Source organism: Sphingomonas sp. SphC10, assembly GCF_057004845.1.
On record NZ_CM168044.1, the window covers coordinates 3,448,131 to 3,474,945 of the forward strand.

The following is a 26,815-nucleotide window of genomic DNA, read 5'->3' on the forward strand; positions in this document are numbered from 1 at the left end:
GGCCAGTAATCGCCCGCTTTATTATGGGAGTGTCATCATGAAGGCCATGATCCTTGCTAGCCTGGGTTTTGCCACCATCGCCGTCCCCACGGCCGCCGAGGCGCAGCGCTGGACCCCGATCGCGCAGCGCCAGGGCCAGTTGCAGCAGCGGATCGACCAGGGCATCCGCTCGGGCGCGCTCAATCGGCGCGAGGCAGGGCGGCTCCAGTCCGAATTGCGCGGCCTGAGCCAGCTCGAATATCGCTATCGCCGGTCGGGCGGGGGCCTGAGCGTCTCGGAGCGCAATGATCTGGACCGTCGCTATGCGATGCTGAGCCGTCAGGTCCGCTTCCAGAAGAACGACCGCAATTATCGTCGCTGATCGGTGCCGGTCGCCCGGCTTGGCAAATCGGAGCTCGGAACGTTCGAGCGCGGTGTGTCGGGCCGCTCGATCGGACGGCCGCTATCCTTCCATTTGTCCAGTATCTGGCCCGATGTGGCCAGCCGGTCGCTGATCCCCGTTTCGCGTGGCGGAGCGGGGGTCGGCGTTTCGCGCGTTATGGCAGGGCGTGCGGGAGCCAGCGTCGCGCCGGGCAGAGGCGGCGCGGGCAGGGTCGCCGGGGCGGGCGGCAGCACGTCGCTGCTAGCCGCTTCGGGTGCCGGAGCGAGCGACGGAAGCACCTCTCCCCCCGCATAGGCGCGGCTCATCGCGGCGGCGGTGCCCCAATAGCCCTTCCAGCGATGGAAGAGATGCGCGCCGACCATGTCGGTCATCACCATGGCGCGGTTCCAGGCGGGCGCGACGGCAAAGGTATGGTAATGCGTCGCCAGCCCGACCGGCGCATAGACTCCGCCCGACAGCGCCGCCGCCGCGACCTGCGCCGCACGGGACCAGCCGGTGATGGCCGGGGTACGAGACAGGGCGCCGTCGCAGGCGAAGCTGAACTGGCAATGCGCGCGCTCCACCCCCTGATAGACGACGCCGCACACTGTGGCGGGGAAGGCGGGATGCCGCGCGCGGTTGAGCACGACCTGCGCCACGGCACGCTGCCCGTCGATGCTTTCGCCGCCCGCTTCGTAATAAATGGCGGCGGTCAGGCATTGCATCGCACGCGCGCGGTCGATCGCGCTCGCGCGGTCCCAGGCAAAGGGCCGGGCGGCCACCACGCCGCTATCGGCGATGCTGGCCCCCGGCGGGATCGGCAAGGCGGGCAGGGCGACGGTGCCCGTGCTGCCGTCGATGGCGGGCAGGGCGTCGCCGACGGGAGCGGTGGCGGGTGTGGGCCGAAGTTGCGGCGTGGCGACGACCACAGGCTCCGCCCGCTTGGCACCTTGCGCGGCCAGTATCATGCCGAACGCCAGCATCAGGCCGAGCAGCGCCAGCCAGACCTGTATCATCCGCCTTACTGTCCGCTTCGCCACCCGCAATGTGGGGAGTCCTCCAGCCCTGCCGCTCTCAGGTTATGGTTATACCCGCGAGGGTTAAGGATTTTGCGTAGCGGCGGATCTGCCCCTCCACCATCCTTCGGATGGTCCCCCTCCCCAAGCAGAGCCTGGGGAGGATGGGGGGTCAGCGTAGTTTCGGCGAGTCGAGGTTGACCGAGGCAGCCGGGATCACCTCCACCTCGGGATGCGCCTGACGCAGTGCGGGCAGGAATTGCTTGGCATCGCCGACCACGATGATGCTGGCCGCCTTGGGATCGAGGAGCGTGGCCGAAACCGACTCGACCGCTGCCGGGTCCACCGCCTGGACACGCGGGATATAGCGGCTCAGTTCCTCCAGCGGCACGCCTTGCAGCGTGTAGTTGGCCAGAATGTCGGCGATGCCATCGGTCGTCTCGATCGTCCGGCCGAAATTGCCGACCAGCACCGCCTGCCGCGTCGCCAGTTCGTCCTGCGGCACGGGCGCGGTGCCCAGCTTGCGCATCTCGGCATCGATCAGCCCGACGACTTCGGCGGCCGAGGGGTTCTTGGTCTGGGTCCGCGCGGAGATCAGGCCGATGTCACGCCCCGTCGCCACCGAGCTGCCCGCGCCGTAAGCCAGCCCGCGCTTGATGCGGATTTCCTGGTTGAGCCGCGACGAGAAGCCGCCGCCCAGCACGGTATTCGCCACCGCCAGCGGGTAATAGCGGTCATCGGCGCGGCGGATGCCCGAACGTGCGACGACCACGCCCGCCTGTCCGGCATCGGGCATGTCGACGACGATGACGCGCGGCGCGGGGAAGGCGGGTTCGGGGGGCTTGGCCGTCGTCGCGGCGGCTCCGGCCACCTGCCAATTGCCCAGATAACGCTCGGCGACCTGTTGGGCCTGGGCGGGGGTCACGTCGCCGACCAGCAGCAGCGTCGCCTGACTCGGCTTCCAGCTACGCGCATAGGCGGCTGTCAGGTCAGCGCGGGTCAGCCCCTTCAGCGAGGCGGGCGTGCCCGACAGCGGCTGGCCATAGGGACGCGCGCCATAGACCACGCGGTCGGCGACCATCGCCGACAGCTGCGCCGGGTTCTGCATGGCGACGTTCAGGCTGTCGATCGACTGGGTACGGGCGCGGTCGATCTCCTCTTGCTTGAACGCCGGGTTGGTCGCGACATCGGCCAATATGGTCATCGCCGTACCGAGCTGCGCCGAGGGGACGGTCAGGTCGATGGTCGCGCCGTCATCCGAGGCGCCCGCTGCAATCGATCCGCCCAGGCTTTCGACCGCGCGCGCGATCTCGGTCGCCGAGCGGGTCGTGGTACCCTTGGTCATCAGCTCGGACGACAGGCTGCTGGCGCCCGCCTTGCCAACCGGATCGCTCGCCGCACCGCCCAGCGCCACCAGCGACGCGGTGACGAGCGGCAAATCGTGCCGCTCGACCGTCACGACGCGCAGGCCGTTGGGCAGCGTGGTCGCGACCGGTTGCGGCAGGGTGGGGGCGATGGCCGCGCCGGGCGCGGGGGGCAGGATGCGCTGCCCCTCGGGGGCGGGCGTCACCACCTCGATATTGGCGGGCGGGGTCAGCGCCGCGGTCTGGACCGTCGGCGCGATCTCGATCGGCATCAGGCGGACATTCGCCGGGCGTTCGCTGTCGGGCAGATAGCGGATGGTCGCGCTCTGGCTGTCCTTCAGATAGGCACGGGCGACGCGCTGGATATCGGCGGCCGTCACCTTCTGCACGGCGGCGATCTGGCGGTCGGCGGCGCTGGGATCGCCGTCGACGATGACGCTGTTGGCGATCAGACTGGCCTTGCCCTCAGCGGTCTCCCGCTGCTTGAGCGCGGCGGTCAGCAGCTCGTTCTTCGCCTCGACCAGTTCGGTGGCGGAGACGGGGGCGTCGCGCAGCCGGGCGACCTCCTTCTTCAGCGCCGCCTCGCCCTCGGCCACCGGCTTGTCGCTCGCCATCATCGCATAGAGAACGATGTTGCCGGTCGACTGCTTGGTGTCGAGAAAGGTCGCGGCCGACTGGGCCAGCTGGTCGCGGTACACCAGATCCTCATACAGCCGCGAGCTTTCGCCCGCCGACAGGATGGCGTTCAACACCATCAGCGCGGGGGTATCGGCGCTCCGCTCGGGCGGAATGTGATAGCTGATCAGGACAGCGGGCAGCGGCGTGTTGGGCTCATAGACGGTGCGCGATACGGCTTGCGTCCGTGCCGGTTCCTGCACGGTGACGCGCGGGATCGCGGTCGCGGGCCGCTTGATGTTCGCGAAATACTGGTCGACCCAGCGGTTCAGCTGCGCGGGGTCGAAATTGCCCGACACGACCAGTACCGCATTGTCGGGCCGGTAATAGGTGGCGTGGAAGGCGCGCACATCGTCGATGCCCGCCGACTCCAGTTCCTCCAGGCTGCCGATGCCCGGCCGCGCATAGGGGTGCGTCGTGTACGCCAGCTTGGGATAATAGATGGAGAACAGCTTGCCATAAGGCTGGGCGAGGGTCCGCTGGCGCAGTTCCTCCTTCACCACGTCGCGTTCGCTGGCGAAGCTCTTGGGCTCGACGACCAGCGCGGCCATGCGGTCGGCTTCCGCGAACAGCAGGCGCTGCAGATGGTTGGCGGGCACCACCTCGAAATAATTGGTGTAGTCGTCGGCGGTGGAGGCGTTGTTATAGCCGCCGACATCCTCGGTCAGGCGATCCATCTGTTCGGGGACGAGGTTGCGCGTCGCCTTGAACATCAGATGCTCGAACATGTGGGCAAAGCCCGAGCGGCCCTTGGGATCGTCCTTCGACCCGACATCATACCAGACCTGGACCGAGACGTTGGGCGTCGTCGTGTCGCGAATGGCATAGACGCGCAGGCCATTGGGCAGGGTGCGCGTGGCGAAGTCGATGGGCTTCACGCTTTCCGTGCGCGCCGGGCCTGGCGCGGTTTGCGCTCCTGCCAGCGAGGGAAGGGCGGCGACGCCGAGCAGAAGCGCGGCACGGAAAAGGCGCATGAAAACCCTCGTTTCAGTGGAAGCGGATTATTTGGACTTGTTGCGCGTGCCGTACAGCACCGCCGCCGCGATCGCGGCCGAACCGATGCCGACGCCCAGGCTGATCTTGCCCATCGGCCAGTTGCGTGTCTTTTCCTTGATCGACGTGGCGGTCGCCTCGGCGGCGGCGACGGCGTGATCCTTGGCCTCCTTGGCGGCGGCGAGGATTTCGTTGGGGGCGTCTTCGCTATGATCGGTCATGCTACTCTCCTACTCGACCCGATTATTCCCTGGCAGCGTAGCGCGCCCGGAAGTCGTCCGCAAAGGCCGTGAGGCGACCTTCGGTGATGGCGGCGCGCAGATCGGCCATCATCTGCTGATAGAACCAGATATTATGCTCGGTCATCAGCATTGCGCCCAGGATTTCGCCCGCGCGCACCAGATGGTGGAGATAGGCGCGGCTCCAGGTCGCGCAGACCGGGCAGCCACAGGCGGGGTCGAGCGGACCCTGATCCTCGGCGAAGCGCGCATTGCGGATGTTGATTGGGCCGTTGCGGGTAAAGGCCTGTCCGGTGCGGCCCGAGCGGGTCGGCAGAACGCAGTCGAACATGTCGACGCCGCGCTCGACCGCGCCGACGATATCGGTCGGCTTGCCAACGCCCATCAGGTAACGCGGCTTTTCCAACGGCAACTGGCCCGGTGCGAAATCGAGGCAGCCGAACATCGCCTCCTGCCCCTCACCGACCGCGAGGCCACCGATCGCATAACCGTCGAACCCGATGTCGATCAGCGCATCGGCGGAGGACTTGCGGAAACTCTCGTCCAGGGCACCCTGCTGGATACCGAAGATCGCATTGTCCTCGGCATGTTGTCCGCCCGCGTCGAAGGCGTCGCGGCTGCGCTTCGCCCAGCGCATCGAGCGTTCCATGGCGCTCGCCTGGACCTCACGCGTCGACGTCGTCGGGACGAGTTCGTCGAATGCCATGACGATGTTGGAGCCGAGCAGCCGCTGGATCTCGATCGAGCGTTCGGGGCTGAGCAGATGGCGGGTGCCGTCGAGATGGCTCTTGAACGCCACGCCATCCTCGGACCGCTTGGTCAGCTCGGCCAGGCTCATCACCTGATAGCCGCCCGAATCGGTCAGGATCGGCCGGTCCCACCCCATGAAGCCGTGCAGGCCCCCCAACCGGTTCACCCGCTCGGCCCCTGGGCGCAGCATCAGGTGATAGGTGTTGCCCAGGATGATGTCCGCGCCGCTGGCGCGCACGTCGCCGGGCTTCATCGCCTTGACGGTCGCGGCGGTGCCGACAGGCATGAAGGCAGGGGTGCGGATCTCGCCCCGCTTCATGGCGATGGTGCCGGTACGGGCGCGGCCATCGGTGGCGTGGATGGCGAAAGAGAAGCGGGCGGTCATTTTCTGTCTCGGGGCCGAAGTGGGCCGGTCGGGCCGTTGGCGTCAACGGGGGTGGTACGGATGGTCAGCGCCTCGGCGCGGCTGATCGCGCCGTCCTGGTCGCGGTCGAAGCGCGAAAACAGGCGCGAGAAATGGGCCTGGAGTTCGGCCAGTGTGATGCGGTTGTCGCTGTTCTTGTCGACGTCGAACGGGCTGGGCAGCGCGTTGCGATCGCCCAGCCAGCGCTCGGCCCAGTCGGCGAACTGAAGATAGCCGATCGATCCCTGATGCACGGTGTCGATCGCGTCATAGCTGCGCTTGACGCCCGCCTCCATCTCGGCGCGGCTGGTCTTGCCGTCGCCGTCGCTGTCGAGCGTCGCGATCATCATCGCCACCGGCTCGACCACCATGGTCGCGGGCGTCTGCGCGAAGGGTTTGGGGCGTGCGGTGACGACGACCGTATTGTCCGCCTCCTGTGCGGGGGACTGTGTCGCCTGCATCAGAAGCAGCGCGAACAGGATCATGCAGAGCGTTCCGGCAGCAGCAGCGACGCGTCGCCATAGGAATAGAAGCGATACGCGTTCGCGATCGCATGGGCATAGGCCGCCTGCATTCGGTCCAGCCCCATCAGCGCGGATACCAGCATGAACAGGGTAGAGCGCGGCAGGTGGAAGTTGGTCATCAGCCCGTCGATGCCGCGAAAGCGATAGCCCGGCGTGATAAAGATAGCGGTGTCGCCCTCGAACGGACGGATCACGCCGTCTTCGCCCGCCGCGCTTTCGATCAGGCGCAGCGAGGTGGTGCCGACCGCGATCACCCGGCCGCCGCGTGCCTTGACCGCGTTCAGCCGGTCGGCGGTGGCGGCGTCGATGCGCCCCCACTCGGCGTGCATCTTGTGGTCGACCGTGTCCTCGGCCTTGACCGGCAGGAAGGTGCCCGCGCCGACATGCAGGGTCAGCGTCGCATGCTCGATCCCCGCCGCGGCCAATGATTCCAGCAGTTCGGGCGTGAAGTGCAGCGCCGCCGTGGGTGCGGCGACCGCACCCGGCTCGTTGGCGAACATGGTCTGATAATCGTCGGCGTCCTTCTCGGTGACGCCCCGCTTCTGCGCAATATAGGGGGGCAGGGGCATGGTGCCCGCCCGCTCCAGCAGCAGCTCGACGGGTTCCTCACCCGCGAAGTCGAGCGCGAAGCTGCCATCCTCGGCCCGGTCGCGCGCGGTGGCGGAGACGCCCGCACCGAAGTCGATCACGTCGCCGTCGCGCAACCGCTTGGCGTTGCGGATGAAGGCGCGCCAGCGTCGCGTGCCTTCGCGCTTGTGCAGGGTCGCGCCGATCCGCGCCTCTCCCCGCACGCCTTCCAACTGGGCGGGAATGACGCGGGTGTCGTTGAACACCAGAAGGTCGCCCGCGCGCAGGGCAGCGGGCAGGTCGCTCACCCGCTGGTCACGGGTGGCGTCACCGTCGAGGACCAGCATCCGCGCCGCGTCGCGCGGGGATGCGGGGTATAGCGCGATCCGCTCGGGCGGCAGCGCGAAGTCGAACAGGTCTACGTTCACTTGGTGGCCGTTGCCGCCTTCTTGGCCGGAGCCGCCTTCGGGGCGGGGCGGCGCGCCGGGGTGATGGTGACGGGCTTGGGCGCCGCACCCGGCAGGGTCACGGGCGCACCCAGATTGGGGGCGGGGGCCTGGGGCATCGGCACATAGGCCGGGGGATTGTCCGCCGCGACATAGGCGTGGACGATCCGGCTCGGATTCGCAGGCGGCTCGCCCCGCTCGATCCGGTCGACATATTGCATGCCGTCGATCACCCGGCCGAACACCGTGTACTTCTTGTCGAGCGCGAAGCGCGGCTGGAAGACGATGTAGAACTGGCTGTTGGCGCTGTTGGGATCGTCGGCGCGCGCAGCGGCCACCGATCCACGGACGTGCGGCAGATAGTTGAACTCGGAGGGCACGTTGGGCAGGTCCGAGCCGCCGGTGCCGTCGCCCTTGGGATCGCCGCCCTGCGCCATGAAGCCGTCGATCACGCGGTGGAAGACCAGGCCGTCATAGAAGTGACGGCGGGTCAGCGTCTTGATCCGCTCGACCATCTTGGGCGCGACGTCGGGGCGCAGCCAGATCGTCACGCGGCCGCCGGTCGACAGGTCGAGCAGCCAGAGATTCTCCTTGTCGGTGACGGGCGGCGGGGTGGCGCGGCCGGTGACATTGTCCTCCAGAACCTGCGCGGCCTTGGCGGGGGAGGTGAATTTCGGTTGGGCCTGGGTCTGAGCTTGCGCCTGCGCCGGAACGGCGATCGGGCTGGCCATCAACATGGCAAGAGCGGCGAGAACGCGCATCATATCTCTACGACAAGGGAAGGAATGGGGAGGCTGTAGAGCAAATCGCCCCTTGCGCCAATCTGAACCTTTGGATGTCGTCATCCTCCCCGGAACGGGGAGGGTGTGCGGGCTTTGACGTGCCCCCGGCACGTCAAGATGGTGCCGGGGGCACCATCTCGCTCGCACACATGCGCAGCATGGTGGAGGGGGCCGTCGGCTGGGGATGTCCTATGAGGAGGCCCCCCTTCCGTCAGGGCTTCGCCCTGCCACCTCCCCGCGAGCGGGGAGGATATCAGGAGCCCTTGCGGCCGATCTTCTCGACGCGCGCGACCACGTCCTCGCACACGGCGGGCGTCACGAACTTGGCGATGTTGCCGCCGTACATGGCGATTTCCTTGACCAACCGGCTGGCGATGGGCTGCAGCGCGACATCGGCCATCAGGAAGACGGTCTCGACCCGCGGATTGATCTGCTGGTTCATGCCCGCCATCTGATACTCATATTCGAAGTCGGCGACCGCGCGCAGACCACGTACGATGACCTTTGCGCCCTCGCGCTCGGCAAAATCCATCAGCAGCGAATCGAAGGCGACGACATGGATCTCGCCCGCGACATCGGCGACCTCGCGCCGGACCATCTCCATCCGCTCGTCCAGCGTGAACATGGGCGATTTGGACGGGTTGGTGGTGACGCCGATCACCAGCCGGTCGACCAGCTTCGCGCCGCGCCGGATGATATCCATATGGCCCAGCGTGACGGGATCGAAGGTGCCGGGATAGACGCCGATCCGGGTCATCGGTCGCGCTCCACCACATAGGCGGCGATGGCGCGAAGCAGATCGGCCTCGGGGCCATAGTCGCGTAAGTGCGCGATCGCCTGATCGACCAGCATCCGGCATTGTTCGCGGGCGCGCTCGACGCCGAGCAGGCTGAGGAAGGTCGCCTTGCCCGCATCCTGGTCCTTGCGTAGCTTCTTGCCCGCCGCCACCTCATCGCCCTCGGCGTCGAGCAGGTCGTCGGCGATCTGGAAGGCCAGCCCCAGGTCATGGGCATAGCCGCGCAAATGGGTGCGCCCCTCGGGCGGCACGCGGCCCAGGATCGCGCCCGCCTCGACCGCCGCACAGATCAGCGCGCCGGTCTTCATCTGTTGAAGCCGGGTGACGGTGGCGAGGTCGAAGACCTGCCGCTCGGCCTCCAGGTCCATCTGCTGCCCGCCCGCCATGCCGCTGGGGCCGGAGGCGCGCGCCAGGTCGAGGATCAGCTCGGAACGGACAAAGGGATCGGCATGGGTCGACGGATCGGCCAGGATCTCGAAGGCCAGCGCATGGAGGCAGTCGCCCGCCAGAATCGCCGTCGCCTCGTCGAACGCCTTGTGCACGGTCGGCTTGCCGCGCCGCATATCGTCGTCGTCCATCGCGGGCAGATCGTCATGGATCAGCGAATAGACGTGGATCGCCTCCAGCGCGGTGGCGACCCATCCCGCGCAATCGCGGTCGACCGCGAACAGATGCGCGGTGGCGAAGACCAGCAGCGGGCGCAGCCGCTTGCCGCCGCCGATCGCGGCATGGCGCATCGCGGCATAGAGCGAGGCGCGCGGATCGCCCGGATCGGCGAGCAGCTCGGCAAAGCGGCGGTCGATATCCTCTGCGACTTCGGCCAGGGCCTCGGGCAGGGTGGTGGCGGCGAGCGTCACCCTCAACCCGCCTGAAACGGGCGGGTGCCCGCGGCCTTGCCCTCGGCGTCGAGGCGGATCGCCTCGATCCGGGCCTGGGCGGCGTCGAGCCGTTCGGCGCAGCGTTGGCGCAGACGATCGCCGCGCTCATAGAGGCGGATCGATTCGTCGAGCGTCGCTTCGCCGCTTTCCAGTCGGCCGACGATCCTCTCCAATTCCTTGAGGGCGTCCTCGAACGTCAGTTCTTCGATGGGCGTATCCATGACGCCGCTATGCGTCACGCCCGGCGGGTTCGCAAGCAGCGTCGCGCTTAGCGCAGGCGGTTGACGGTCCAGGTGTAGAGAAACGAAACACCGAACAGGCCCAGGTCGAGCGCGGCCTGCACTCGGCGGGGCGAGCGGTCGGTGAGGTCGTGGGTGATGAGGCGGACATCGGCGGTGGGATGGCGATAGGCCAGCGCGATCAGCGCCAGCACCAGTCCAGCCATCATGATCCGCCGTTCGCGCACAGTCCCCTCCCCTTGCGCACCGTCTTACGATGCGGGCGGATTGCGGGCAATAGGCCGCTCGGCGGCGGCGCAAGGGGGATCGGGACACCCCAGCAGGCGCGGTCGCGCCCGCCGTCCTTGGCGGCGAACAGGGCCTGATCCGCCTCGCGGTACAACAGGCGCCAGTCCGATTCGTCGGCAATCGGGCCGGTGCACAGGCCGAAACTGGCGGTGACGGTCAGCCCCGAGGGATAGCTGGTGCCGCGCAGCCGGACGAGCAGCGTCTCTGGGTCGGGCGCGCGTTCGGCATCGGCCAGCAGCGCGAACTCCTCGCCGCCGATCCGGGCGACCAGCATGTCGAGGCCCACCGCCTCGCCCAGCGTCCGGGCGAAGATGCGCAGCACCTCGTCGCCGCCGTCATGGCCCAGCGTGTCGTTGATCCGCTTGAAATGATCGATATCCGCCAGGATCAGCGTCTGCGGCCCGCTGCGTCCGATCGCCTGTTCCAGGAAGGCGCGGCGGTTGAACAGCCCGGTCAGCGGATCGGTATCGGCCAGACGCCGCGCCACCCGCTCGTCGGCGCGCGCCAAATCGCGCTCGCGGCTGAGCAGATAGATGCGATAGGCGACGCCCAGGCTGGCGATTAGCGCCTCGACGCCCATCGACAACACGGTCGACTGGTCGATCCAGGGCCGCCACTCGATCAGGTGCAGCGCGTTGAGTACCCGGAACATCGCCAACCCGATCGGCGTGCCCCAGGCGATGGCGAAGGCCCAGAGGAAATTGCTCCGCCGCCGCCAGGCCCGCGCCAGCACCGCGATCAGGAAGACCAGCAGCACCATGAAGCCCATCAGCACCGCCTGATCCAGCGCGATGATCCAGCGCGGGGCGAGCAGCGCGAAGGCGATGTTGGGAATGGCGATCAGGATGAAACAGATCACCGCCATGCGGTCTAGCCAGCCTGCGAACACCTTTCGTTCGAAGAAATGGCGCGAGAAGATGACCAGGGTCATGGCGACCCCGCCCAGCATGATCGCGTTCCATCGATGCCGCTCGTTATTGTCGAGCCAGGGCAGCCACTGGCCGATCAGTCCCGAGGAGGACAGGGTATAGCCGGTGATGAAGAACAGCAGCAGGCAATAGACCGGCTGGAGCGGCTGGCGGAGCGCTGGCCACAGGGCCATGTTGTACACCGCCAGGCCGACCACGACGCCGATGATGACGCCATAGATCAGCCCGAGCGAGGACTCGACCGCCAGCATGTCGGCATGGATGCCGATCCGGGCGCCGCGCACGACGCCGCGCATATTCGCCGCCCCATGCGCCTCCCACAGGATTCGCACGGGCCGGGTCCCCTCATGGGGCAGGGGCACCGCGATCATCGGGCCGAGCAGCAGATAGGGGGCGGTCGTCGCGCTGGTGAAGGCGACGGTACGGATTTTCCCGTCGGCATACAGGATGTGCAACGCCGTCGCGTCCTGCCAGGTGCTGGCGAAACTGACGGCCAGCCGGTCGCGAAGGTCGCCCGACAGCGGCGGCAGCGGTTGCGACAGGACCCAGAAATCGCCGACGCCATAGGCGGACTGGTCGCCGGTGCAGTCGAAACCGCGCGGCCGGGTCAGTTGCGTGCGGGCATCGTCGCCGGCGCGGATCGGGCGAATACAGGTGGTCAGGCTCTGGCCGACCTGGGCCTGGGCGTCCGCCAACGGCCACAGGACTGCCAGCACCGCCAGCAGCAACGCGCCTATCGTGATCGGCCAAGCGCCCTTCATGTGGTCCATCTGTCTGCGAAAGGCCGAAAATAGAGTTAACGGCGGCGTAACACAGTTTACATGTATCACCGCGCCTCATGGATGAGACAATCCAAAATGCACATGAAAAGGGCCGGGTGTCGCCACCCGGCCCTTCTTCAATCGTCACCATTTCGGTGCAGTCGATCAGCTTGCATCGATCGCGGCGGGCTTGCCGCCCTTCTTGCGCGGCTTCTTGGGCGCGGCCGGTTCGATCGCGAAGGACAGCGCGCCGTCCTTCATCTTTACCGTCACTTCGCCGCCATGGACCAGCTTGCCGAACAACAGTTCCTCGGCCAGCGGCTGCTTGATCTTCTCTTGGATCAGGCGGCCCATCGGACGCGCGCCATACAACCGGTCATAGCCCTTTTCGGTGAGCCAGCTCTTTGCCGCCTCGTCCAGGCTGATATGGACGTGACGGTCGGCCAGCTGGAGTTCGAGCTGGAGGATGAACTTGTCCACCACCCGCGCCACGACTTCGGGCGGCAGGTACCCGAAGGGCACGATCGCATCCAGACGGTTGCGGAATTCCGGCGTGAACATCTTCTGCACGGCCTGCTCGTCCTCGCCCTCGCGGGTGAGGGTGCCGAAGCCGACCGTCTCGCGCGCCATGTCGGCGGCGCCCGCATTGGTCGTCATGATCAGGATCGTGTTGCGGAAATCCACCGTCTTGCCGTGGTGATCGGTCAGCTTCCCATTGTCCATCACCTGCAACAGGATGTTGAACAGATCGGGATGCGCCTTCTCGATCTCGTCGAGCAGCAGCACCGAATGCGGATTCTGGTCGACCGCATCGGTCAGCAGACCGCCCTGGTCATAACCGACATAGCCCGGAGGGGCACCGATCAGACGGCTGACCGAGTGACGCTCCATATATTCGGACATGTCGAACCGCTGGAGCGGAATGCCCAGGATCGTCGCCAGCTGGCGCGCGACCTCGGTCTTGCCGACGCCGGTGGGGCCGGTGAACAGATAGTTGCCGATCGGCTTGTCCGGATCGCGAAGACCCGCCCGGCTGAGCTTGATCGCCGAGGACAGGTTCTCGATCGCGGCATTCTGTCCGAACACCACGCGCTTCAGGTCGGTCTCCAGCGTTTCCAGCTGCTGGCGGTCGTCGGTCGACACGCTCTTCGGCGGGATGCGCGCCATGGTGGCGATCACGGCCTCGATCTCCTTGGGCGTGATCGTCTTCTTGCGCTTGCTGACCGGCACCAGCATCTGCATCGCGCCGACCTCGTCGATCACGTCGATCGCCTTGTCGGGCAGCTTGCGGTCGTTGATGTAGCGCGCCGACAGCTCGACAGCCGACTTGATCGCATCGGGGGTATATTTGACCTGATGGTGATCCTCGAACGCCGAGCGGAGCCCTGCCAGGATCTTGATCGTATCCTCGATCGTCGGCTCGTTCACGTCGATCTTCTGGAACCGGCGCAGCAGGGCGCGGTCCTTTTCGAAGTGATTGCGGAACTCCTTATAGGTGGTCGAGCCGATGCAGCGGATCGTGCCGCCCGACAAAGCAGGCTTGAGCAGGTTCGACGCATCCATCGCCCCGCCGCTGGTCGCGCCCGCGCCGATGACGGTATGGATCTCGTCGATGAAGAGCACTGCGTGGGGCAGCTTCTCCAGTTCGTTGACGACCGCCTTCAGCCGCTCCTCGAAATCGCCGCGATAACGGGTGCCCGCCAGCAGCGCGCCCATGTCGAGCGAATAGATGACGGCGTTGAGCAGCACTTCGGGCACGTCGCCCTCGACGATCTTGCGCGCCAGGCCCTCGGCGATGGCGGTCTTGCCGACGCCGGGATCACCCACATAGAGCGGGTTGTTCTTCGACCGGCGGCACAGGATCTGAACGGTGCGGTCCACTTCGGGGCCGCGCCCGATCAGCGGATCGACCTTGCCGATCTTGGCCTTTTCATTGAGGTCGACGGTGAACTGCTTGAGCGCGCTTTCGGCCTTGCCCTTCTCGGCGGGCTTGGCGGGCTTTTCCTCCTCGACGCCCTTGGGCGGGGTGGATTCGCTCGTCGCGCCGCCCTTGCCGACGCCGTGGCTGATGAAGCTGACGGCATCCAGGCGGCTCATGTCCTGCTGCTGCAGGAAATAGACGGCATAGGATTCACGCTCGGAGAACAGCGCGACCAGCACGTTCGCGCCAGTCACTTCGTCGCGGCCCGAGGACTGGACATGCAGGATCGCGCGCTGGACGACACGCTGGAACCCGCTGGTGGGGGAGGGGTCGGTCGCCGCCTCGACCTTCAGCGCGTCGAGTTCGGTGTCGAGATACTGGGCGACCGTCGCCTTCAGCTCGCCTGTGTCGACATGGCACGCTTCCATCACCTTGGAAGCATGGTCGTCGTCGATCAGCGCGAGGAGAAGGTGCTCCAGCGTGGCATATTCGTGGCGCCGCACGGTCGCGGCTTCCAGCGCCTTGTGAAGCGTGGTCTCGAGCGCGGGGGCGAAAGATGGCATCTACGATACTCCTTCCGAAGCGTCATGGACTGACGCCTCGTTTCGACCAATGTCGGGACGGGGAGGCCCGGCATCAAGCGGGTGTAACGCGCGGCCGCTGAACAAAGCGTATCGCGCGAAACAAAAAACATTGTGCGAAGAAGAGGGGACCGCCTCGGTGCGTGTGCGCCGGGTGAGGCCCATGCGCGTCACCGCTTGAAGAGCGCGTCGGCGCTGGCGCGGTGGAGCGTGGCACGCTCCATGTGGCGGCGGGTCCGCGCGATCTCCTGCTCCAGCACCGCGATCCGCGTCTCCAGCTCGGCGAGCGACAGCGGATCGAGATCGGTCTGGACCAACGCGGCCAGGGCGTCGGGAAGGCGGATCGGAGAATCGTCCTGTTCCATAATGGGATGCAGCGTTGACCCGGTCGCCGCCGATGTCAATAACGGTGGGACGAGAGCCGATGATGGGGGATGGCAGCCGGTGCACGCATTTGGCGAGGGAATGGGGATCGGCGATATCCCGAAGACGATGACCGCCATCGACCCCGAGGAGGCGGGCGGTCCCGAGGTGCTGGTGCCTGTCCGGCGCCCGACGCCCCATCCGGGCGAGGGCGAGGTGCTGATCCGCGTCGCCGCCGCCGGAGTGAACCGGCCCGACGTCATGCAGCGCCAGGGTCTCTACCCGCCGCCGCCGGGCGCGCCCTCGATCCCGGGGCTGGAGATTGCGGGCCAGATCGTCGCGGTCGGTGAGGGCGTCGGGCCCGAGATGCTCGGCCAGCCGGTCTGCGCGCTGATCGGCGGCGGCGGCTATGCCGAATATGCGGTGGCGGTCGCCGACCATTGCCTGACGGTTCCCCATGGCCTGTCGATGGTGCAGGCCGCCGCGCTGCCCGAGACGCTGTTCACCGTGTGGACCAATGTCTTCGAGCGCGCCTATGCCGACCAGGGCGACACGCTGCTGGTGCATGGCGGGACCAGCGGCATCGGGACCATGGCGATCCTGCTGGGTCGCCTCTTCGGGCTGACCGTGATCGTCACGGCGGGCTCGGACGAGAAATGCGCGGCGGCCGAGAAGCTCGGCGCGGCCAAGGCGATCAACTACAAGGCGGTCGATTTCGTCGAGGCGGTGAAGGACTTCACCGAGGGGCGCGGCGTCGACATCGTGCTCGACATGGTCGGCGGCGATTATGTGCCGCGCAACCTGAAATGCCTGGCCGAGGGTGGCCGCCACGTCTCGATCGCGGTGCAGCGCGGCGCCAAGGCGGAAATCCCGATCTGGGAGATCATGCGCCGCCGCCTGATCCTGACCGGCTCGACGCTGCGCGGGCGGGACCGGGATTTCAAGGCGATGGTCGCCGACGAATTGTCGCGGCTGGTCTGGCCGCATGTCGAGGAGGGGCGGTTGCGCCCGGTCATCGATCGCAGCTTCCCGCTGGCCGAGGTCGCCGAGGCGCATCGCCGGATGGAGGCGGGCGACCATCTGGGCAAGATCGTCCTGACGATGGACGGGACGGCGGACGGGGCCGCGGCCGACTGACCAGGACGCCGGTCTTGATCCCGCTGCAAAAGATTGCAACGGATCGAGCGACCGGATCGGCCGTCTCCCCGTGCCGAGTCCATGGGGGATGGCGATGGTGCAGCATGGTGGCCGGATCGGGCTGGTTTGCATGGGTCTGGCGGCCGGATTGGCGATGGCGGCTCCGGCCCGGGCGCAATCGGCCCGTGAGCTGCTGACCCAGGCGTCGTTCAGTGATTCCGACGAGGCGAGCGCGCTGCGCCGCGTTTCGAGTGCCTATATGGTGGCGGCCAACGCCCTGAAGCGGACGCCCGACGATCACGAGTCCCTGCTGATGCGGGCCACCGCGCTCGGCTACCGCGCCAAGCTGACCGGCAATCGCAGCGACGCGATCACCGCGCGCCGCCAGTTCGAGGCGCTGGTGGCGCAGAATCCGCGCGATGCCGAGGCGCAACTGGCACTCGGCGCCTGGCATATCGGCGCAGTCAAGAAACTGGGGGCGATCGTCGGCCGCGCGGCGCTGGGCGTGCAGCGGAGCGTCGGGTTCGCCTCGCTTGACCGGGCGATCGCACTGGGCGGCGATCGGGCTCTGTTTCCGGGGCTGTCGGCGCTTTTGCGGCTGGAGCTGGACCCCCGCGATCCGCGCGGCCGGACCCTGGCGGAGGCGGCGGTGCACGCCGGGACGGTGACGCCGATCGACCGCATCCTGCAACGCGCCTGTGTCGGCGTCCTGGCCTCGCTGCGCGCCGGGGACGGGCCGAAGACGCGCGCGCTCGCCTCGCAATCGCTGCCTTTCGGGCGATTCGACGACGACAACTGACCGGCTGGACGCGGGCGTCGCCAACGTCTATCGCGCCATGTCCCGGCAGTTTGTGGCAGCGCACCTTGCTCTCGGGGACGGCTTTCATTAGATTTGTCGCAGCTACGGCCGCTCCGGTGAGGGGCGGCCCTTTTATTTTCCGACTGGAGTGATCCCCGTGGCCCAGCCGCTCATGCCCCATGCGACCGCTTCCTGGCTGGTCGACAACACGTCGCTCTCGTTCGAGCAGATCGCGGATTTCTGCGGCCTCCACATCCTGGAAGTCCAGGCGATCGCCGACGACACGGCGGCGACCAAGCTGACCGGCCGTGACCCCGTGCGCGCGCACGAGCTGACCCAGAGCGAGATCGAGAAGGCGCAGGCCAATCCCGATTACCGCATGAAGATGACCAAGGGCCCCGAGCAGGTCCGCCGCACCAAGGGGCCGCGCTACACGCCGGTCAGCAAGCGGCAGGACAAGCCGGACGGCATCGCCTGGATCATCCGCAACCATCCCGAAATCTCGGACGGCGCGATCTCGAACCTGATCGGCACGACCCGCACGACGATCGCCGCGATCCGCGACCGCAGCCACTGGAACATCGCCAACATCACCCCGAAGGACCCGGTGACCCTGGGCCTGACCACCCAGCGCGAGCTGGACTCGGCGGTGGCCAAGGCGGCCAAGGCGACCGGCGGCAATGCCGAGGCGCAGCCGACCGACACCCGCCTGGAGGGCGACCGCGAAGCCCTGCTCGCCTCGCTGCGTGCCGAGCGCGAGCAGCAGAGCCGCGACGTCGACTCGGTCGGCCATCATGACGACGTGATCGACCCGCACTCGCTGTTCCGCAGCTGAGCGCAGGCGACAGCCTGACGAAAAGGGGCGTCCACCTTGGCGGTGGGCGCCCCTTTTGCATTTGGGGGAACGGCGTCTCCCCAGCCCCGTTGAACGAGGCCAAAGGAGACCATGCATGTCCGAGCAGGAAAAGCCCTTCGACCATGATCGTGGCCATAGCGGCCAAGCCTATCACCGCGACGACGAGCAGGCGATGGGGCGTGCCGAACCCTCGGGCAGCGTGACGACCACCCCGCCCGCACCGGGGGACGGGAATGCGGATACGTCGCTGCCGGATGACAATGGCAAGCGGGCCACCGTCGATCCGAAGACGGGCGAGGTGCATGGCAGCGGGGCAGGGGCCGGTGGCGGCAACCGCGGCGACGAGATCGACGAAGTGGACCCCGCGACTCCGCCGGGCGTGGGATCGCGACGGGTGAACTGATCAATCCTCCCCGCTCGCGGGGAGGGGGACCATGCGAAGCATGGTGGAGGGGGCGTGCCGCGAGGGGTGTCGCTTGTGGAAGCCCCCCTCCGTCAGACCTTCGGTCTGCCACCTCCCCGTACCGGGGAGGGTAAATGCGCAGGTGCATTCACGGCCTAAGCGGTGTGGGCAAATCCGGCGATGTCATGAAAAGTGGCAGGAGTGCACGGACTCGAACCGTGGGCCCTCGGTTTTGGAGACCGATGCTCTACCAACTGAGCTACACTCCTGCGAGGCGGCCGCCATTAGCCCGGCTGCGCCGTCGGGGCAATAGCCTGTTTCACTATTTTCGCGATTGGCATCGCCGGCGCCTGTAGGCTCCTCCCGCGCCGACATTGACCATCGGCCGACTCCCGAGTATAGCCCGCCGCTGCACGAAGGGGATTTCTCGGGATTCGGGACTTATCCGTCGGGCAAGCTTGAACATTGCTGGATGCGAATAGGGCCGGGCGAAAGCCACGATGGCCCCTTTTTGTATTCCGAAGTGCTGTGATGGCTCCAGCAAAGTAACCTCATGGAAAGGTGAAGGCTTCAATGCCGACGATCAACCAGCTGGTCCGCAAGGGCCGCGAACTGCAGAAGGCCAAGTCCAAGGTCCCTGCAATGGAGCAGAACCCGCAGAAGCGCGGCGTTTGCACCCGTGTCTACACGACGACCCCGAAGAAGCCGAACTCGGCGCTTCGCAAGGTGGCCAAGGTCCGTCTGACCAACAGCCGCGAAGTCATTTCGTACATCCCGGGCGAAGGCCACAACCTGCAGGAGCACTCGGTCGTGCTCATCCGCGGCGGCCGTGTGCGCGACCTTCCCGGCGTGCGCTACCACGTGCTGCGCGGCGTTCTCGACACGCAGGGCGTGAAGGATCGCAAGCAGTCCCGCTCGAAGTACGGCGCAAAGCGTCCGAAGTAAGCCGGTCGGGCCTCAACTGAGGCTCCTCGACCATCAAAGGCTGAAGTTTTGTAAGGAAATACGAGAATGGCTCGTCGTCGTCGTCCCGAAAAGCGGGAAATTCTGCCGGACCCCAAGTTCGGAGATGAGGTCCTGTCGAAGTTCATGAATTCGGTCATGCTGGACGGTAAGAAGTCCGTGGCCGAAGCCATCGTTTACGGTGCTCTGGAAACCGTCGAGACGCGCGCCAAGCGCGATCCGATCGGCGTGTTCCACGATGCGCTGAACAACATCAAGCCGGGCATCGAAGTCCGTTCGCGCCGCGTCGGCGGTGCGACCTACCAGGTTCCGGTCGAAGTCCGTCCGGAGCGTGCCCAGGCTCTGGCCATCCGTTGGCTGATCGGCGCGTCGCGCGCCCGTTCGGAGAACACGATGGCCGCCCGTCTGTCGGGTGAGCTGATGGACGCTGCGAACAACCGCGGCAACGCGGTCAAGAAGCGCGAAGATACGCACCGCATGGCGGAAGCGAATCGCGCCTTCTCGCACTACCGCTGGTAAGGGTCTTGCGGCGGACCGGATTTATTTCCGGTCTGCCGCAACCTTTTCAGGGTGCGGTGCCGGCGGTCTTCCGCTGGTCACGCAAACAGCCTATATAAGGGGGAGCCGGGCCAACCGGCTCCCCCCTACGCTTGAGGAAGATCGATCATGGCCCGCAGCCATCCGCTCGAGAAGTATCGCAACATCGGCATCATGGCGCACATCGATGCCGGCAAGACGACCACGACCGAGCGCATTCTTTATTACACCGGCAAGTCCTACAAGATCGGCGAAGTGCACGAAGGCACCGCCACCATGGACTGGATGGAGCAGGAGCAGGAGCGCGGCATCACGATCACGTCGGCCGCGACGACCTGTTTCTGGAACGACAACCGCATCAATATCATCGACACCCCCGGGCACGTCGACTTCACCATCGAGGTGGAGCGTTCGCTCCGCGTGCTCGACGGCGCGGTCGCCTGCTTCGACGGCGTGGCGGGTGTTGAGCCGCAGTCGGAAACCGTGTGGCGTCAGGCCGACAAGTACGGCGTGCCGCGCATGTGCTTCGTCAACAAGCTCGACCGCACCGGCGCCGACTTCTATTTCTGCGTGAACTCGATCATCGAGCGCCTGGGCGCGCGTCCGGCGGTCCTGTATCTGCCGATCGGCATCGAGGGCGGCTTCAAGGGTCTTGTCGACCTGGTCGAGAACCGCGCGATCATCTGGCTCGAAGAGTCGCTGGGCGCGAAGTTCGAATATCAGGACATTCCTGAGGAACTGGCCGAGAAGGCTGCGAAGTATCGCAGCGACCTGATCGAAATGGCCGTCGAGCAGGACGACGCCGCGATGGAAGCGTATCTGGAAGGCAACGAGCCTTCGGTCGCCGAACTCAAGGCGCTGATCCGCAAGGGCACGCTGGAAATGGCGTTCGTCCCCGTGGTCTGCGGCTCGGCGTTCAAGAACAAGGGCGTGCAGCCCCTGCTCGACGCGGTCATCGACTATCTGCCGTCGCCGCTCGACGTTCCGGCCATCAAGGGCGTGAAGCTCGACGGCGAGACGCCGGACGAGCGTCCTTCGTCGGACACCGAGCCCTTCTCGGCGCTGGCGTTCAAGATCATGAACGACCCGTTCGTCGGTTCGCTGACCTTTGCCCGCATCTATTCGGGCAAGCTCGAGACCTCGTCGCAGGTCCTGAACTCGGTCAAGGACAAGAAGGAAAAGATCGGCCGCATGCTGCTGATGCATGCGAACAGCCGTGAGGACATCCAGGAAGCCTATGCCGGCGACATCGTTGCGCTGGCGGGCCTCAAGGATACCACGACCGGTGACACGCTCTGCGCGCAGAACGCCCCGATCATCCTGGAGCGCATGGAATTCCCCGAGCCCGTGATCGAGCTGTCGGTGGAGCCGAAGACCAAGGCCGACCAGGAGAAGATGGGCGTCGCGCTCAATCGTCTCGCTCGCGAGGACCCCTCGTTCCGCGTGACCTCGGACGCCGAGTCGGGCCAGACCATCATCAAGGGCATGGGCGAGCTCCATCTCGAGATCCTGGTCGACCGCATGAAGCGCGAGTTCAAGGTCGAGGCGAATGTCGGTGCGCCGCAGGTGGCGTATCGCGAATACCTCAAGAAGCCGGTCGACATCGACTACACGCACAAGAAGCAGTCGGGCGGCACCGGCCAGTTCGGCCGCGTCAAGGTCAAGCTGACCCCGGGCGAGCGTGGTTCGGGCTTCGTCTTCAAGGACGAGATCAAGGGCGGTAACATTCCGAAGGAATATATCCCCGCGATCGAGAAGGGCTTCCGTGAGACCGCGGAAACCGGTTCGCTGGTCGGCTTCCCGATCATCGACTTCGAAGTCCTGCTGTATGACGGCGCGTACCACGACGTCGACTCGTCGGCGCTGGCGTTCGAAATCTGTGCCCGCGGCGCGATGCGCGAAGCGGCCCAGAAGTCGGGCATCACGCTGCTCGAGCCGGTCATGAAGGTCGAAGTCGTGACCCCGGAAGACTATCTGGGCGACGTCATCGGCGACATGAACAGCCGTCGTGGCCAGATCCAGGGCACCGACACGCGCGGCAACGCGCAGACGGTCGAGGCGATGGTCCCGCTGGCGAACATGTTCGGCTATGTGAACGCGCTCCGCTCGTTCACCCAGGGCCGTGCGCAGTACTCGATGCAGTTCTCGCACTATGACGAAGTGCCGCAGAACGTTGCGGACGAGGTCAAGGCGAAGATGGCCTAAGCGTCTCCCGCGCCCCCGGGCAACCGGGGGTGCGGACACGCTAGGGGCTGGCAATCGCTTCAAACACCCGCTATGGGGCCGCGTTCGCGTGGCCTCGGATGCGGCACCGAATTCGATTCAGAAGGTAGGAAAATGGCAAAGGCAAAATTCGAGCGGAACAAGCCGCACCTCAACATCGGCACCATCGGCCACGTCGACCATGGCAAGACCTCGCTGACCGCAGCGATCACCAAGGTTCTGGCTGACAACGTCGCCGGCAACGCGGCGGTGGACTTCGCGAACATCGACAAGGCGCCGGAAGAGCGTGAGCGCGGCATCACCATCTCGACCGCGCACGTCGAGTATGAGACCGAAGCGCGCCACTATGCGCACGTCGACTGCCCGGGCCACGCCGACTATGTGAAGAACATGATCACCGGCGCGGCGCAGATGGACGGCGCAATCCTCGTCGTTTCGTCGACCGACGGCCCGATGCCGCAGACCCGCGAGCACATCCTGCTCGCCCGCCAGGTCGGCGTGCCCGCGATGGTCGTGTTCATGAACAAGGTTGACCTGGTCGACGACGAGGAAATCCTCGAGCTGGTCGAGCTGGAAATCCGCGAGCTGCTCAGCTCGTACGAATTCCCGGGCGACGACATCCCCGTCGTCAAGGGTTCGGCGACCTGCGCGCTGTCGGGTTCGAACGACAAGTTCGGCAAGGATGCCGTTCTCGAGCTGATGAAGCAGGTCGACGAATACATCCCGCAGCCGGAGCGTCCGCTCGACAAGCCGTTCATGATGCCGATCGAAGACGTGTTCTCGATCTCGGGTCGCGGCACCGTCGTCACCGGCCGCGTCGAGACCGGCATCGTCAAGGTTGGTGAAGAAGTCGAGATCGTCGGCATCAACAACACCCGCAAGACGACCGTCACCGGCGTTGAAATGTTCCGCAAGCTGCTCGACTCGGGCCAGGCCGGCGACAACATCGGCGCGCTGATCCGTGGCGTGGCGCGTGACGAAGTCGAGCGTGGTCAGGTTCTGGCCAAGCCGGGTTCGATCACCCCGCACACCGACTTCCAGTCGGAAGTGTACGTCCTGTCGAAGGAAGAAGGCGGCCGTCACACCCCGTTCTTCGCGAACTATCGTCCGCAGTTCTACTTCCGCACGACCGACGTCACCGGCACCGTCGAGCTGCCTGAGGGCACCGAGATGGTCATGCCGGGCGACAACGTCGCTCTGGGCGTGAAGCTGATCGCTCCGATCGCCATGGACATCGGTCAGCGCTTCACGATCCGTGAAGGCGGCCGTACCGTCGGCGCGGGCGTCGTCAGCTCGATCGACAAGTAAGTCTCGGGCGAAAGCCTGAAACTTCTTTAGGAAAGGGCCGGCCCCGGCGACGGGGTCGGCCTTTTTCGTTTGTGGGTGGGAGAGTAACACCCTCACCCTTCCGGCGCTGACGCGCCTCCCTCCCTCTCCCGCCGGGAGAGGGAAGGGGCCCGCCCGCCGTAGGCGGGTGGGAAGGGTGAGGGTGTTCCGATTACCCCTTCCGTTCGCACTGGGCGAAGTCGAAGTGCACGCCAGGCGGACCGGTCAGAGCGTGGCCTTCGACTGCGCCCAGTGCGAACGGAGGGTGGGTTTGCGGCAATCGCCGCCCGGTTCCATCCCCTCCAACAAAAACCCGCATCTGCCCCTTGCAGCCCCCGGCCCATATGCGTATAGGCACACGCCTTGAGGGAATCGGCTGGCACCGGAAACACCGGAGTCGGCCTTTTGCTTTTAGTGAGGGCAGGGTGGTTCGCCGCTCCTGTCGTAACCCAGAGTTTGTTTCGGCCTAGGGTCGCCTTCACGGCGGACGGTCGGGTGCTTGGTCGGATAGCCGATCGCACTTGTCGTTCATCGTGACCGCGAGCCGAAAGCCCGCTCTTTCGCATCGGTAGGGATCATGGACAGCAATATCCGCATTCGTCTGAAGGCGTTCGACCATCGCGTGCTCGATCAGGCCACTGGCGACATCGCCGACACCGCGCGCCGCACCGGCGCCCTCATCCGCGGTCCGATCCCGCTTCCGACGCGCATCGAGAAGTTCACGGTCAACCGTGGTCCGCACATCGACAAGAAGTCGCGCGAGCAGTTCGAGGTCCGCACCTACAAGCGGATGCTGGACATCGTGCAGCCGACCCCGCAGACCGTTGATGCGCTGATGAAGCTCGACCTCGCCGCAGGTGTTGATGTCGAGATCAAGCTGGCGTAAGAGGGCCAGCGTTCCCGTGGTCGACGATTCCGTCCCGCGGGATTTTGGCGTTTCCCGGTTCTGAAGCTACCAGGATACGCGCCGAGGTCGCTCCCGCGATCCGGCACTCTTTAGGGATACCGCCCGGTGGTTTCGCGCAAGCGAGATGGTGCCGGGGCAGCGTCCCCCGTCTGACCGGCTTGCCGGTCGCCAGCCCGGGACGGGGGCTCGTTTCGCTTTAATCGGGCTGGATATGCCCCCCTTGAATGGTTCTTGGGGGCCTCTGTCGAGGAAGGAACAGGATCATGCGTACCGGCGTGATCGCGAAGAAGCTGGGGATGACCCGCCTGTTCCAGGACGATGGTCGGCACGTGCCGGTCACCGTCCTGGCGCTCGAAGGCGTACAGGTCGTCGCTCGCCGCGAGATGGATCGTGACGGCTACACCGCCGTCCAGCTTGGTGCAGGTGTCGCCAAGACCAAGAATGTTGCCAAGCCGCAGCGTGGCCACTTCGGCAAGGCCGAAGTCGAGCCCAAGCAGGTGCTGGTCGAGTTCCGCGTCAACGAAGACGGCCTGCTGGACGTCGGCGCGGAAATCTCCGCCGACCATTTCGTCCCCGGCCAGTATGTCGATATCCAGGGTCGTACCCAGGGTAAGGGCTTTGCCGGTGCGATGAAGCGCTGGAACTTCGGTGGTCTGCGTGCGACCCACGGCGTCTCGGTCTCGCACCGTTCGCATGGTTCGACCGGTAACCGTCAGGATCCGGGCCGCGTCTTCAAGAACAAGAAGATGGCCGGCCACATGGGCGACAAGAACCGCACGCAGCAGAACCTCGAAATCGTGTCGACCGACGTCGAGCGCGGCCTGATCTTCGTCAAGGGCTCGGTGCCCGGCTCGAAGGGTGGCTGGCTGATCGTCAAGGACGCGGTCAAGGTTTCGCGCCACGCGGACGCCCCGTTCCCCGCCAGCATCAAGGCGGCCGCCAACAACAATGCTTCTGCCGAGCCTGCTCCGGAAGCCACCGAGAGCCAGGAGGGCTAAGTCGTGAAGGTCAAGGTTCAATCCTTCGCCGGCACCGACGCCGCGGACATCGAGCTCAACGACGAGGTCTTCGGCCTCGATCCGCGCGCCGACATCCTGCACCGCGTTGTGACCTGGCAGCTGGAAAAGCGTCGCGCCACCGCGCGCGGCACCCGTGAGCGCGCCGATGTCGCGCGTTCGGGCAAGAAGCTCGGTCGCCAGAAGGGCGGCGGTGTCGCTCGTCACGGCGATCGTCGGGCCCCCGTCTTCATCGGCGGTGGTAAGGCGCACGGCGCCCGCGTCCGCGACTTCAACCCGGGTCTGAACAAGAAGGTTCGCGCTCTGGGTCTGAAGATGGCGCTGTCGAGCCATGCCAAGGCGGGTTCGCTGATCGTGATGAACGATCTGGCGGTCGCTGGTAACAAGACGAAGACGCTGCAGGGCGATCTGGCGAAGCTCGGCTTCGGCAAGACCGCGCTGGTCATCGATGGCGACGCCGTCGAGACGTCGTTCGCACTGGCCGCAGGCAATCTGAAGGAAATCAACGTCCTTCCGGCCGCTGGCGCCAATGTCTATGACATTCTGAAGCATGACACCCTGGTGCTGACGCGCTCGGCTGTCGAAAAGCTGGAGGCCCGTTTCCATGGCTAAGCAGCAGAAGGCGGTCGATCCGCGTCATTACGACGTGATCGTTGCGCCGCACATCACCGAGAAGGCGACGCTCCTGAGCGAGCACAACGCCGTGGTGTTCAAGGTCGCCCCCGGTGCTACCAAGCCCGAGATCAAGGCGGCGGTGGAAGCGCTGTTCGACGTCAACGTCACCGGCGTGAACACCATCGTCCAGAAGGGCAAGACCAAGAAGTGGAAGGGCGCTCCGTACCAGCGCTCGGACATGAAGAAGGCGATCGTCACCCTCAAGGACGGTCAGTCCATTGACGTGACGACGGGGATCTGAGCCGATGGCACTCAAGCATTATAACCCGACGAGCCCGGCCCGCCGCGGCCTGATCCTCGTCGACCGCTCGGCGCTCTGGAAGGGTGCGCCCGTCAAGGCGCTCACCGAAGGCAAGCGCAAGACCGGCGGCCGCAACAACAAGGGCCATGTGACCAGCCGCGGCATCGCGGGCGGCCACAAGCAGCGCTATCGCTTCATCGACTTCAAGCGTCGCCAGTGGGACGTCGAGGGCACCGTGGAGCGGATCGAATATGATCCCAACCGCACCGCCTTCATCGCGCTCATCAACTATGGCACCGACGAAGCCGGCAAGGTCGACCAGTCCTACATCATCGCGCCCCAGCGTCTCGCTGTCGGCGACAAGGTGATCGCGGGCAAGAAGACCGACGTGAAGCCTGGCAACGCCATGGAACTGGGCCAGATGCCGGTCGGCACGATCGTCCACAACGTCGAGATGAAGCCCGGCAAGGGCGGTCAGATCGCACGTTCGGCCGGCACCTATGTGCAGGTCGTGGGCCGCGACAAGGGCATGGTCATCGTCCGTCTGAACTCGGGCGAGCAGCGCTACATCCATGCGAACTGCATGGCGACCGTCGGCGCGGTGTCGAACCCCGACAACGGCAACACCAACCTGGCGAAGGCTGGTCGCAACCGTTGGAAGGGCCATCGCCCGCTGACCCGCGGTGTTGCGAAGAACCCGGTCGACCACCCGCACGGCGGTGGTGAAGGCCGGACCTCGGGCGGCCGTCATCCGGTCACCCCGTGGGGCAAGCCGACGAAGGGTGCGCGCACTCGTCACAACAAGGCGACGGACAAGATGATCATCCGTAGCCGTCACGCCAAGAAGAAGGGCTAA

General features: G+C 66.2%; 28 protein-coding genes and 1 tRNA gene. 14 read left to right on the forward strand and 15 right to left on the reverse strand.

The features are described from left to right. The first annotated feature begins 37 nt into the window (after positions 1-37). Complete coding sequence (locus tag ACWKSV_RS15870; protein WP_076714900.1) at positions 38-361, forward strand: hypothetical protein; 324 nt, start codon at positions 38-40, stop codon at positions 359-361. Here the strand turns inward: ACWKSV_RS15870 and ACWKSV_RS15875 are convergent. The 14 genes from ACWKSV_RS15875 to ACWKSV_RS15940 form a co-directional block, all read right to left on the reverse strand. Continuing rightward, positions 349-1,377, reverse strand: a complete 1,029-nt coding sequence (locus tag ACWKSV_RS15875) for a cell wall hydrolase (protein WP_076714902.1) — start codon at positions 1,375-1,377, stop codon at positions 349-351. The two genes, ACWKSV_RS15870 and ACWKSV_RS15875, sit on opposite strands and share 13 nt — an antisense overlap. Before the next feature lie 172 nt (positions 1,378-1,549). Beyond that, entirely contained in the window at positions 1,550-4,390 is a 2,841-nt protein-coding gene (locus tag ACWKSV_RS15880; RefSeq protein WP_191864563.1) for an insulinase family protein, read from the reverse strand. A gap of 27 nt (positions 4,391-4,417) precedes the next feature. After that, positions 4,418-4,630 carry a hypothetical protein gene (locus ACWKSV_RS15885; RefSeq protein ID WP_076714903.1) on the reverse strand — a complete coding sequence of 71 codons (213 nt, stop codon included), beginning with the start codon at positions 4,628-4,630 and terminating at the stop codon, positions 4,418-4,420. A gap of 22 nt (positions 4,631-4,652) precedes the next feature. Then, positions 4,653-5,783 (reverse strand): tRNA guanosine(34) transglycosylase Tgt, encoded by a 1,131-nt coding sequence (gene tgt / locus ACWKSV_RS15890; RefSeq protein WP_076714905.1) that lies wholly within the window; start codon positions 5,781-5,783, stop codon positions 4,653-4,655. Next, the gene (locus tag ACWKSV_RS15895; protein ID WP_076714906.1) at positions 5,780-6,286 is read right to left on the reverse strand and encodes an EF-hand domain-containing protein; all 507 of its coding nucleotides are present in this window, start codon (positions 6,284-6,286) and stop codon (positions 5,780-5,782) included. The genes tgt and ACWKSV_RS15895 overlap by 4 nt, the downstream gene beginning before the upstream one ends. Next, entirely contained in the window at positions 6,283-7,320 is a 1,038-nt protein-coding gene (gene queA, locus ACWKSV_RS15900; protein ID WP_076714908.1) for a tRNA preQ1(34) S-adenosylmethionine ribosyltransferase-isomerase QueA, read from the reverse strand. Before queA ends, ACWKSV_RS15895 begins: the two co-directional genes overlap by 4 nt. Next, complete coding sequence (locus tag ACWKSV_RS15905) at positions 7,317-8,099, reverse strand: peptidylprolyl isomerase (RefSeq protein ID WP_056431388.1); 783 nt, start codon at positions 8,097-8,099, stop codon at positions 7,317-7,319. Before ACWKSV_RS15905 ends, queA begins: the two co-directional genes overlap by 4 nt. A 274-nt stretch (positions 8,100-8,373) precedes the next feature. Beyond that, positions 8,374-8,877, reverse strand: a complete 504-nt coding sequence (coaD, locus tag ACWKSV_RS15910; protein WP_056430774.1) for a pantetheine-phosphate adenylyltransferase — start codon at positions 8,875-8,877, stop codon at positions 8,374-8,376. Next, the gene (locus ACWKSV_RS15915; protein ID WP_076714909.1) at positions 8,874-9,773 is read right to left on the reverse strand and encodes a polyprenyl synthetase family protein; all 900 of its coding nucleotides are present in this window, start codon (positions 9,771-9,773) and stop codon (positions 8,874-8,876) included. The genes coaD and ACWKSV_RS15915 overlap by 4 nt, the downstream gene beginning before the upstream one ends. Positions 9,774-9,775: 2 nt before the next feature. Then, on the reverse strand, positions 9,776-10,015 hold the full coding sequence (locus tag ACWKSV_RS15920) for an exodeoxyribonuclease VII small subunit (RefSeq protein WP_007406073.1): 240 nt from the start codon (positions 10,013-10,015) through the stop codon (positions 9,776-9,778). Positions 10,016-10,062: 47 nt separating this feature from the next. Beyond that, positions 10,063-10,242, reverse strand: coding sequence for a hypothetical protein (locus tag ACWKSV_RS15925; RefSeq protein ID WP_082442044.1), 180 nt, complete (start codon positions 10,240-10,242; stop codon positions 10,063-10,065). Further along, the gene (locus ACWKSV_RS15930) at positions 10,239-12,011 is read right to left on the reverse strand and encodes a sensor domain-containing diguanylate cyclase (protein WP_083706734.1); all 1,773 of its coding nucleotides are present in this window, start codon (positions 12,009-12,011) and stop codon (positions 10,239-10,241) included. The genes ACWKSV_RS15925 and ACWKSV_RS15930 overlap by 4 nt, the downstream gene beginning before the upstream one ends. A 165-nt stretch (positions 12,012-12,176) precedes the next feature. Beyond that, on the reverse strand, positions 12,177-14,495 hold the full coding sequence (clpA, locus tag ACWKSV_RS15935; RefSeq protein ID WP_076714912.1) for an ATP-dependent Clp protease ATP-binding subunit ClpA: 2,319 nt from the start codon (positions 14,493-14,495) through the stop codon (positions 12,177-12,179). A gap of 188 nt (positions 14,496-14,683) precedes the next feature. Next, a complete protein-coding gene (locus ACWKSV_RS15940; RefSeq protein WP_056430762.1) occupies positions 14,684-14,878 on the reverse strand; it encodes a DUF1192 domain-containing protein in 195 nt (64 codons plus the stop codon). A 127-nt stretch (positions 14,879-15,005) separates the two neighbouring features. Here ACWKSV_RS15940 and ACWKSV_RS15945 point away from each other — a divergent pair, with 127 nt between their 5' ends. The 4 genes from ACWKSV_RS15945 (at position 15,006) to ACWKSV_RS15960 (ending at position 18,071) form a co-directional block, all read left to right on the forward strand. Next, positions 15,006-16,013, forward strand: coding sequence for an NAD(P)H-quinone oxidoreductase (locus ACWKSV_RS15945; protein ID WP_076717895.1), 1,008 nt, complete (start codon positions 15,006-15,008; stop codon positions 16,011-16,013). Between the two features lie 70 nt (positions 16,014-16,083). Further along, positions 16,084-16,812 (forward strand): hypothetical protein, encoded by a 729-nt coding sequence (locus ACWKSV_RS15950; RefSeq protein WP_237243522.1) that lies wholly within the window; start codon positions 16,084-16,086, stop codon positions 16,810-16,812. Positions 16,813-16,969: 157 nt separating this feature from the next. Continuing rightward, positions 16,970-17,647: a DUF1013 domain-containing protein gene (locus tag ACWKSV_RS15955; protein ID WP_076717898.1), complete on the forward strand. Its 678-nt coding sequence runs from the start codon at positions 16,970-16,972 to the stop codon at positions 17,645-17,647. Positions 17,648-17,762: 115 nt separating this feature from the next. Continuing rightward, positions 17,763-18,071 (forward strand): hypothetical protein, encoded by a 309-nt coding sequence (locus ACWKSV_RS15960; RefSeq protein WP_076714914.1) that lies wholly within the window; start codon positions 17,763-17,765, stop codon positions 18,069-18,071. A gap of 193 nt (positions 18,072-18,264) precedes the next feature. Here ACWKSV_RS15960 and ACWKSV_RS15965 read toward each other — a convergent pair. Next, a tRNA-Trp gene (locus ACWKSV_RS15965) sits at positions 18,265-18,340 on the reverse strand. Between the two features lie 304 nt (positions 18,341-18,644). Here ACWKSV_RS15965 and rpsL point away from each other — a divergent pair. The 9 genes from rpsL (at position 18,645) to rplB (ending at position 26,815) form a co-directional block, all read left to right on the forward strand. Then, on the forward strand, positions 18,645-19,016 hold the full coding sequence (rpsL, locus tag ACWKSV_RS15970) for a 30S ribosomal protein S12 (protein WP_007406072.1): 372 nt from the start codon (positions 18,645-18,647) through the stop codon (positions 19,014-19,016). Positions 19,017-19,082: 66 nt separating this feature from the next. Next, positions 19,083-19,553: a 30S ribosomal protein S7 gene (rpsG, locus tag ACWKSV_RS15975; RefSeq protein ID WP_042491196.1), complete on the forward strand. Its 471-nt coding sequence runs from the start codon at positions 19,083-19,085 to the stop codon at positions 19,551-19,553. A 147-nt stretch (positions 19,554-19,700) separates the two neighbouring features. Beyond that, the gene (gene fusA / locus ACWKSV_RS15980) at positions 19,701-21,776 is read left to right on the forward strand and encodes an elongation factor G (protein ID WP_056430756.1); all 2,076 of its coding nucleotides are present in this window, start codon (positions 19,701-19,703) and stop codon (positions 21,774-21,776) included. A 132-nt stretch (positions 21,777-21,908) separates the two neighbouring features. Then, complete coding sequence (gene tuf / locus ACWKSV_RS15985) at positions 21,909-23,102, forward strand: elongation factor Tu (RefSeq protein ID WP_056430753.1); 1,194 nt, start codon at positions 21,909-21,911, stop codon at positions 23,100-23,102. A 595-nt stretch (positions 23,103-23,697) separates the two neighbouring features. After that, the gene (gene rpsJ / locus ACWKSV_RS15990; RefSeq protein WP_007406109.1) at positions 23,698-24,006 is read left to right on the forward strand and encodes a 30S ribosomal protein S10; all 309 of its coding nucleotides are present in this window, start codon (positions 23,698-23,700) and stop codon (positions 24,004-24,006) included. Between the two features lie 284 nt (positions 24,007-24,290). Then, entirely contained in the window at positions 24,291-25,025 is a 735-nt protein-coding gene (gene rplC / locus ACWKSV_RS15995; protein ID WP_056430750.1) for a 50S ribosomal protein L3, read from the forward strand. Between the two features lie 3 nt (positions 25,026-25,028). Beyond that, positions 25,029-25,655 (forward strand): 50S ribosomal protein L4, encoded by a 627-nt coding sequence (gene rplD / locus ACWKSV_RS16000; RefSeq protein WP_056430747.1) that lies wholly within the window; start codon positions 25,029-25,031, stop codon positions 25,653-25,655. Then, the gene (locus tag ACWKSV_RS16005) at positions 25,648-25,959 is read left to right on the forward strand and encodes a 50S ribosomal protein L23 (protein ID WP_042491181.1); all 312 of its coding nucleotides are present in this window, start codon (positions 25,648-25,650) and stop codon (positions 25,957-25,959) included. The genes rplD and ACWKSV_RS16005 overlap by 8 nt, the downstream gene beginning before the upstream one ends. Before the next feature lie 4 nt (positions 25,960-25,963). Beyond that, positions 25,964-26,815 carry a 50S ribosomal protein L2 gene (rplB, locus tag ACWKSV_RS16010; protein ID WP_042491179.1) on the forward strand — a complete coding sequence of 284 codons (852 nt, stop codon included), beginning with the start codon at positions 25,964-25,966 and terminating at the stop codon, positions 26,813-26,815.

Bases quoted from the DNA above. Each gene is read 5' to 3' on its own strand.
- ACWKSV_RS15870 (WP_076714900.1), top strand. From the start codon at position 38: ATGAAGGCCATGATCCTTGCTAGCCTGGGTTTTGCCACCATCGCCGTC.
- ACWKSV_RS15875 (WP_076714902.1), bottom strand. From the start codon at position 1,377: ATGATACAGGTCTGGCTGGCGCTGCTCGGCCTGATGCTGGCGTTCGGC.
- ACWKSV_RS15880 (WP_191864563.1), bottom strand. From the start codon at position 4,390: ATGCGCCTTTTCCGTGCCGCGCTTCTGCTCGGCGTCGCCGCCCTTCCC.
- ACWKSV_RS15885 (WP_076714903.1), bottom strand. From the start codon at position 4,630: ATGACCGATCATAGCGAAGACGCCCCCAACGAAATCCTCGCCGCCGCC.
- tgt (WP_076714905.1), bottom strand. From the start codon at position 5,783: ATGACCGCCCGCTTCTCTTTCGCCATCCACGCCACCGATGGCCGCGCC.
- ACWKSV_RS15895 (WP_076714906.1), bottom strand. From the start codon at position 6,286: ATGATCCTGTTCGCGCTGCTTCTGATGCAGGCGACACAGTCCCCCGCA.
- ACWKSV_RS15905 (WP_056431388.1), bottom strand. From the start codon at position 8,099: ATGCGCGTTCTCGCCGCTCTTGCCATGTTGATGGCCAGCCCGATCGCC.
- coaD (WP_056430774.1), bottom strand. From the start codon at position 8,877: ATGACCCGGATCGGCGTCTATCCCGGCACCTTCGATCCCGTCACGCTG.
- ACWKSV_RS15920 (WP_007406073.1), bottom strand. From the start codon at position 10,015: ATGGATACGCCCATCGAAGAACTGACGTTCGAGGACGCCCTCAAGGAA.
- ACWKSV_RS15925 (WP_082442044.1), bottom strand. From the start codon at position 10,242: ATGATGGCTGGACTGGTGCTGGCGCTGATCGCGCTGGCCTATCGCCAT.
- ACWKSV_RS15930 (WP_083706734.1), bottom strand. From the start codon at position 12,011: ATGAAGGGCGCTTGGCCGATCACGATAGGCGCGTTGCTGCTGGCGGTG.
- clpA (WP_076714912.1), bottom strand. From the start codon at position 14,495: ATGCCATCTTTCGCCCCCGCGCTCGAGACCACGCTTCACAAGGCGCTG.
- ACWKSV_RS15940 (WP_056430762.1), bottom strand. From the start codon at position 14,878: ATGGAACAGGACGATTCTCCGATCCGCCTTCCCGACGCCCTGGCCGCG.
- ACWKSV_RS15945 (WP_076717895.1), top strand. From the start codon at position 15,006: ATGACCGCCATCGACCCCGAGGAGGCGGGCGGTCCCGAGGTGCTGGTG.
- ACWKSV_RS15960 (WP_076714914.1), top strand. From the start codon at position 17,763: ATGTCCGAGCAGGAAAAGCCCTTCGACCATGATCGTGGCCATAGCGGC.
- rpsL (WP_007406072.1), top strand. From the start codon at position 18,645: ATGCCGACGATCAACCAGCTGGTCCGCAAGGGCCGCGAACTGCAGAAG.
- rpsG (WP_042491196.1), top strand. From the start codon at position 19,083: ATGGCTCGTCGTCGTCGTCCCGAAAAGCGGGAAATTCTGCCGGACCCC.
- fusA (WP_056430756.1), top strand. From the start codon at position 19,701: ATGGCCCGCAGCCATCCGCTCGAGAAGTATCGCAACATCGGCATCATG.
- tuf (WP_056430753.1), top strand. From the start codon at position 21,909: ATGGCAAAGGCAAAATTCGAGCGGAACAAGCCGCACCTCAACATCGGC.
- rpsJ (WP_007406109.1), top strand. From the start codon at position 23,698: ATGGACAGCAATATCCGCATTCGTCTGAAGGCGTTCGACCATCGCGTG.
- rplC (WP_056430750.1), top strand. From the start codon at position 24,291: ATGCGTACCGGCGTGATCGCGAAGAAGCTGGGGATGACCCGCCTGTTC.
- ACWKSV_RS16005 (WP_042491181.1), top strand. From the start codon at position 25,648: ATGGCTAAGCAGCAGAAGGCGGTCGATCCGCGTCATTACGACGTGATC.
- rplB (WP_042491179.1), top strand. From the start codon at position 25,964: ATGGCACTCAAGCATTATAACCCGACGAGCCCGGCCCGCCGCGGCCTG.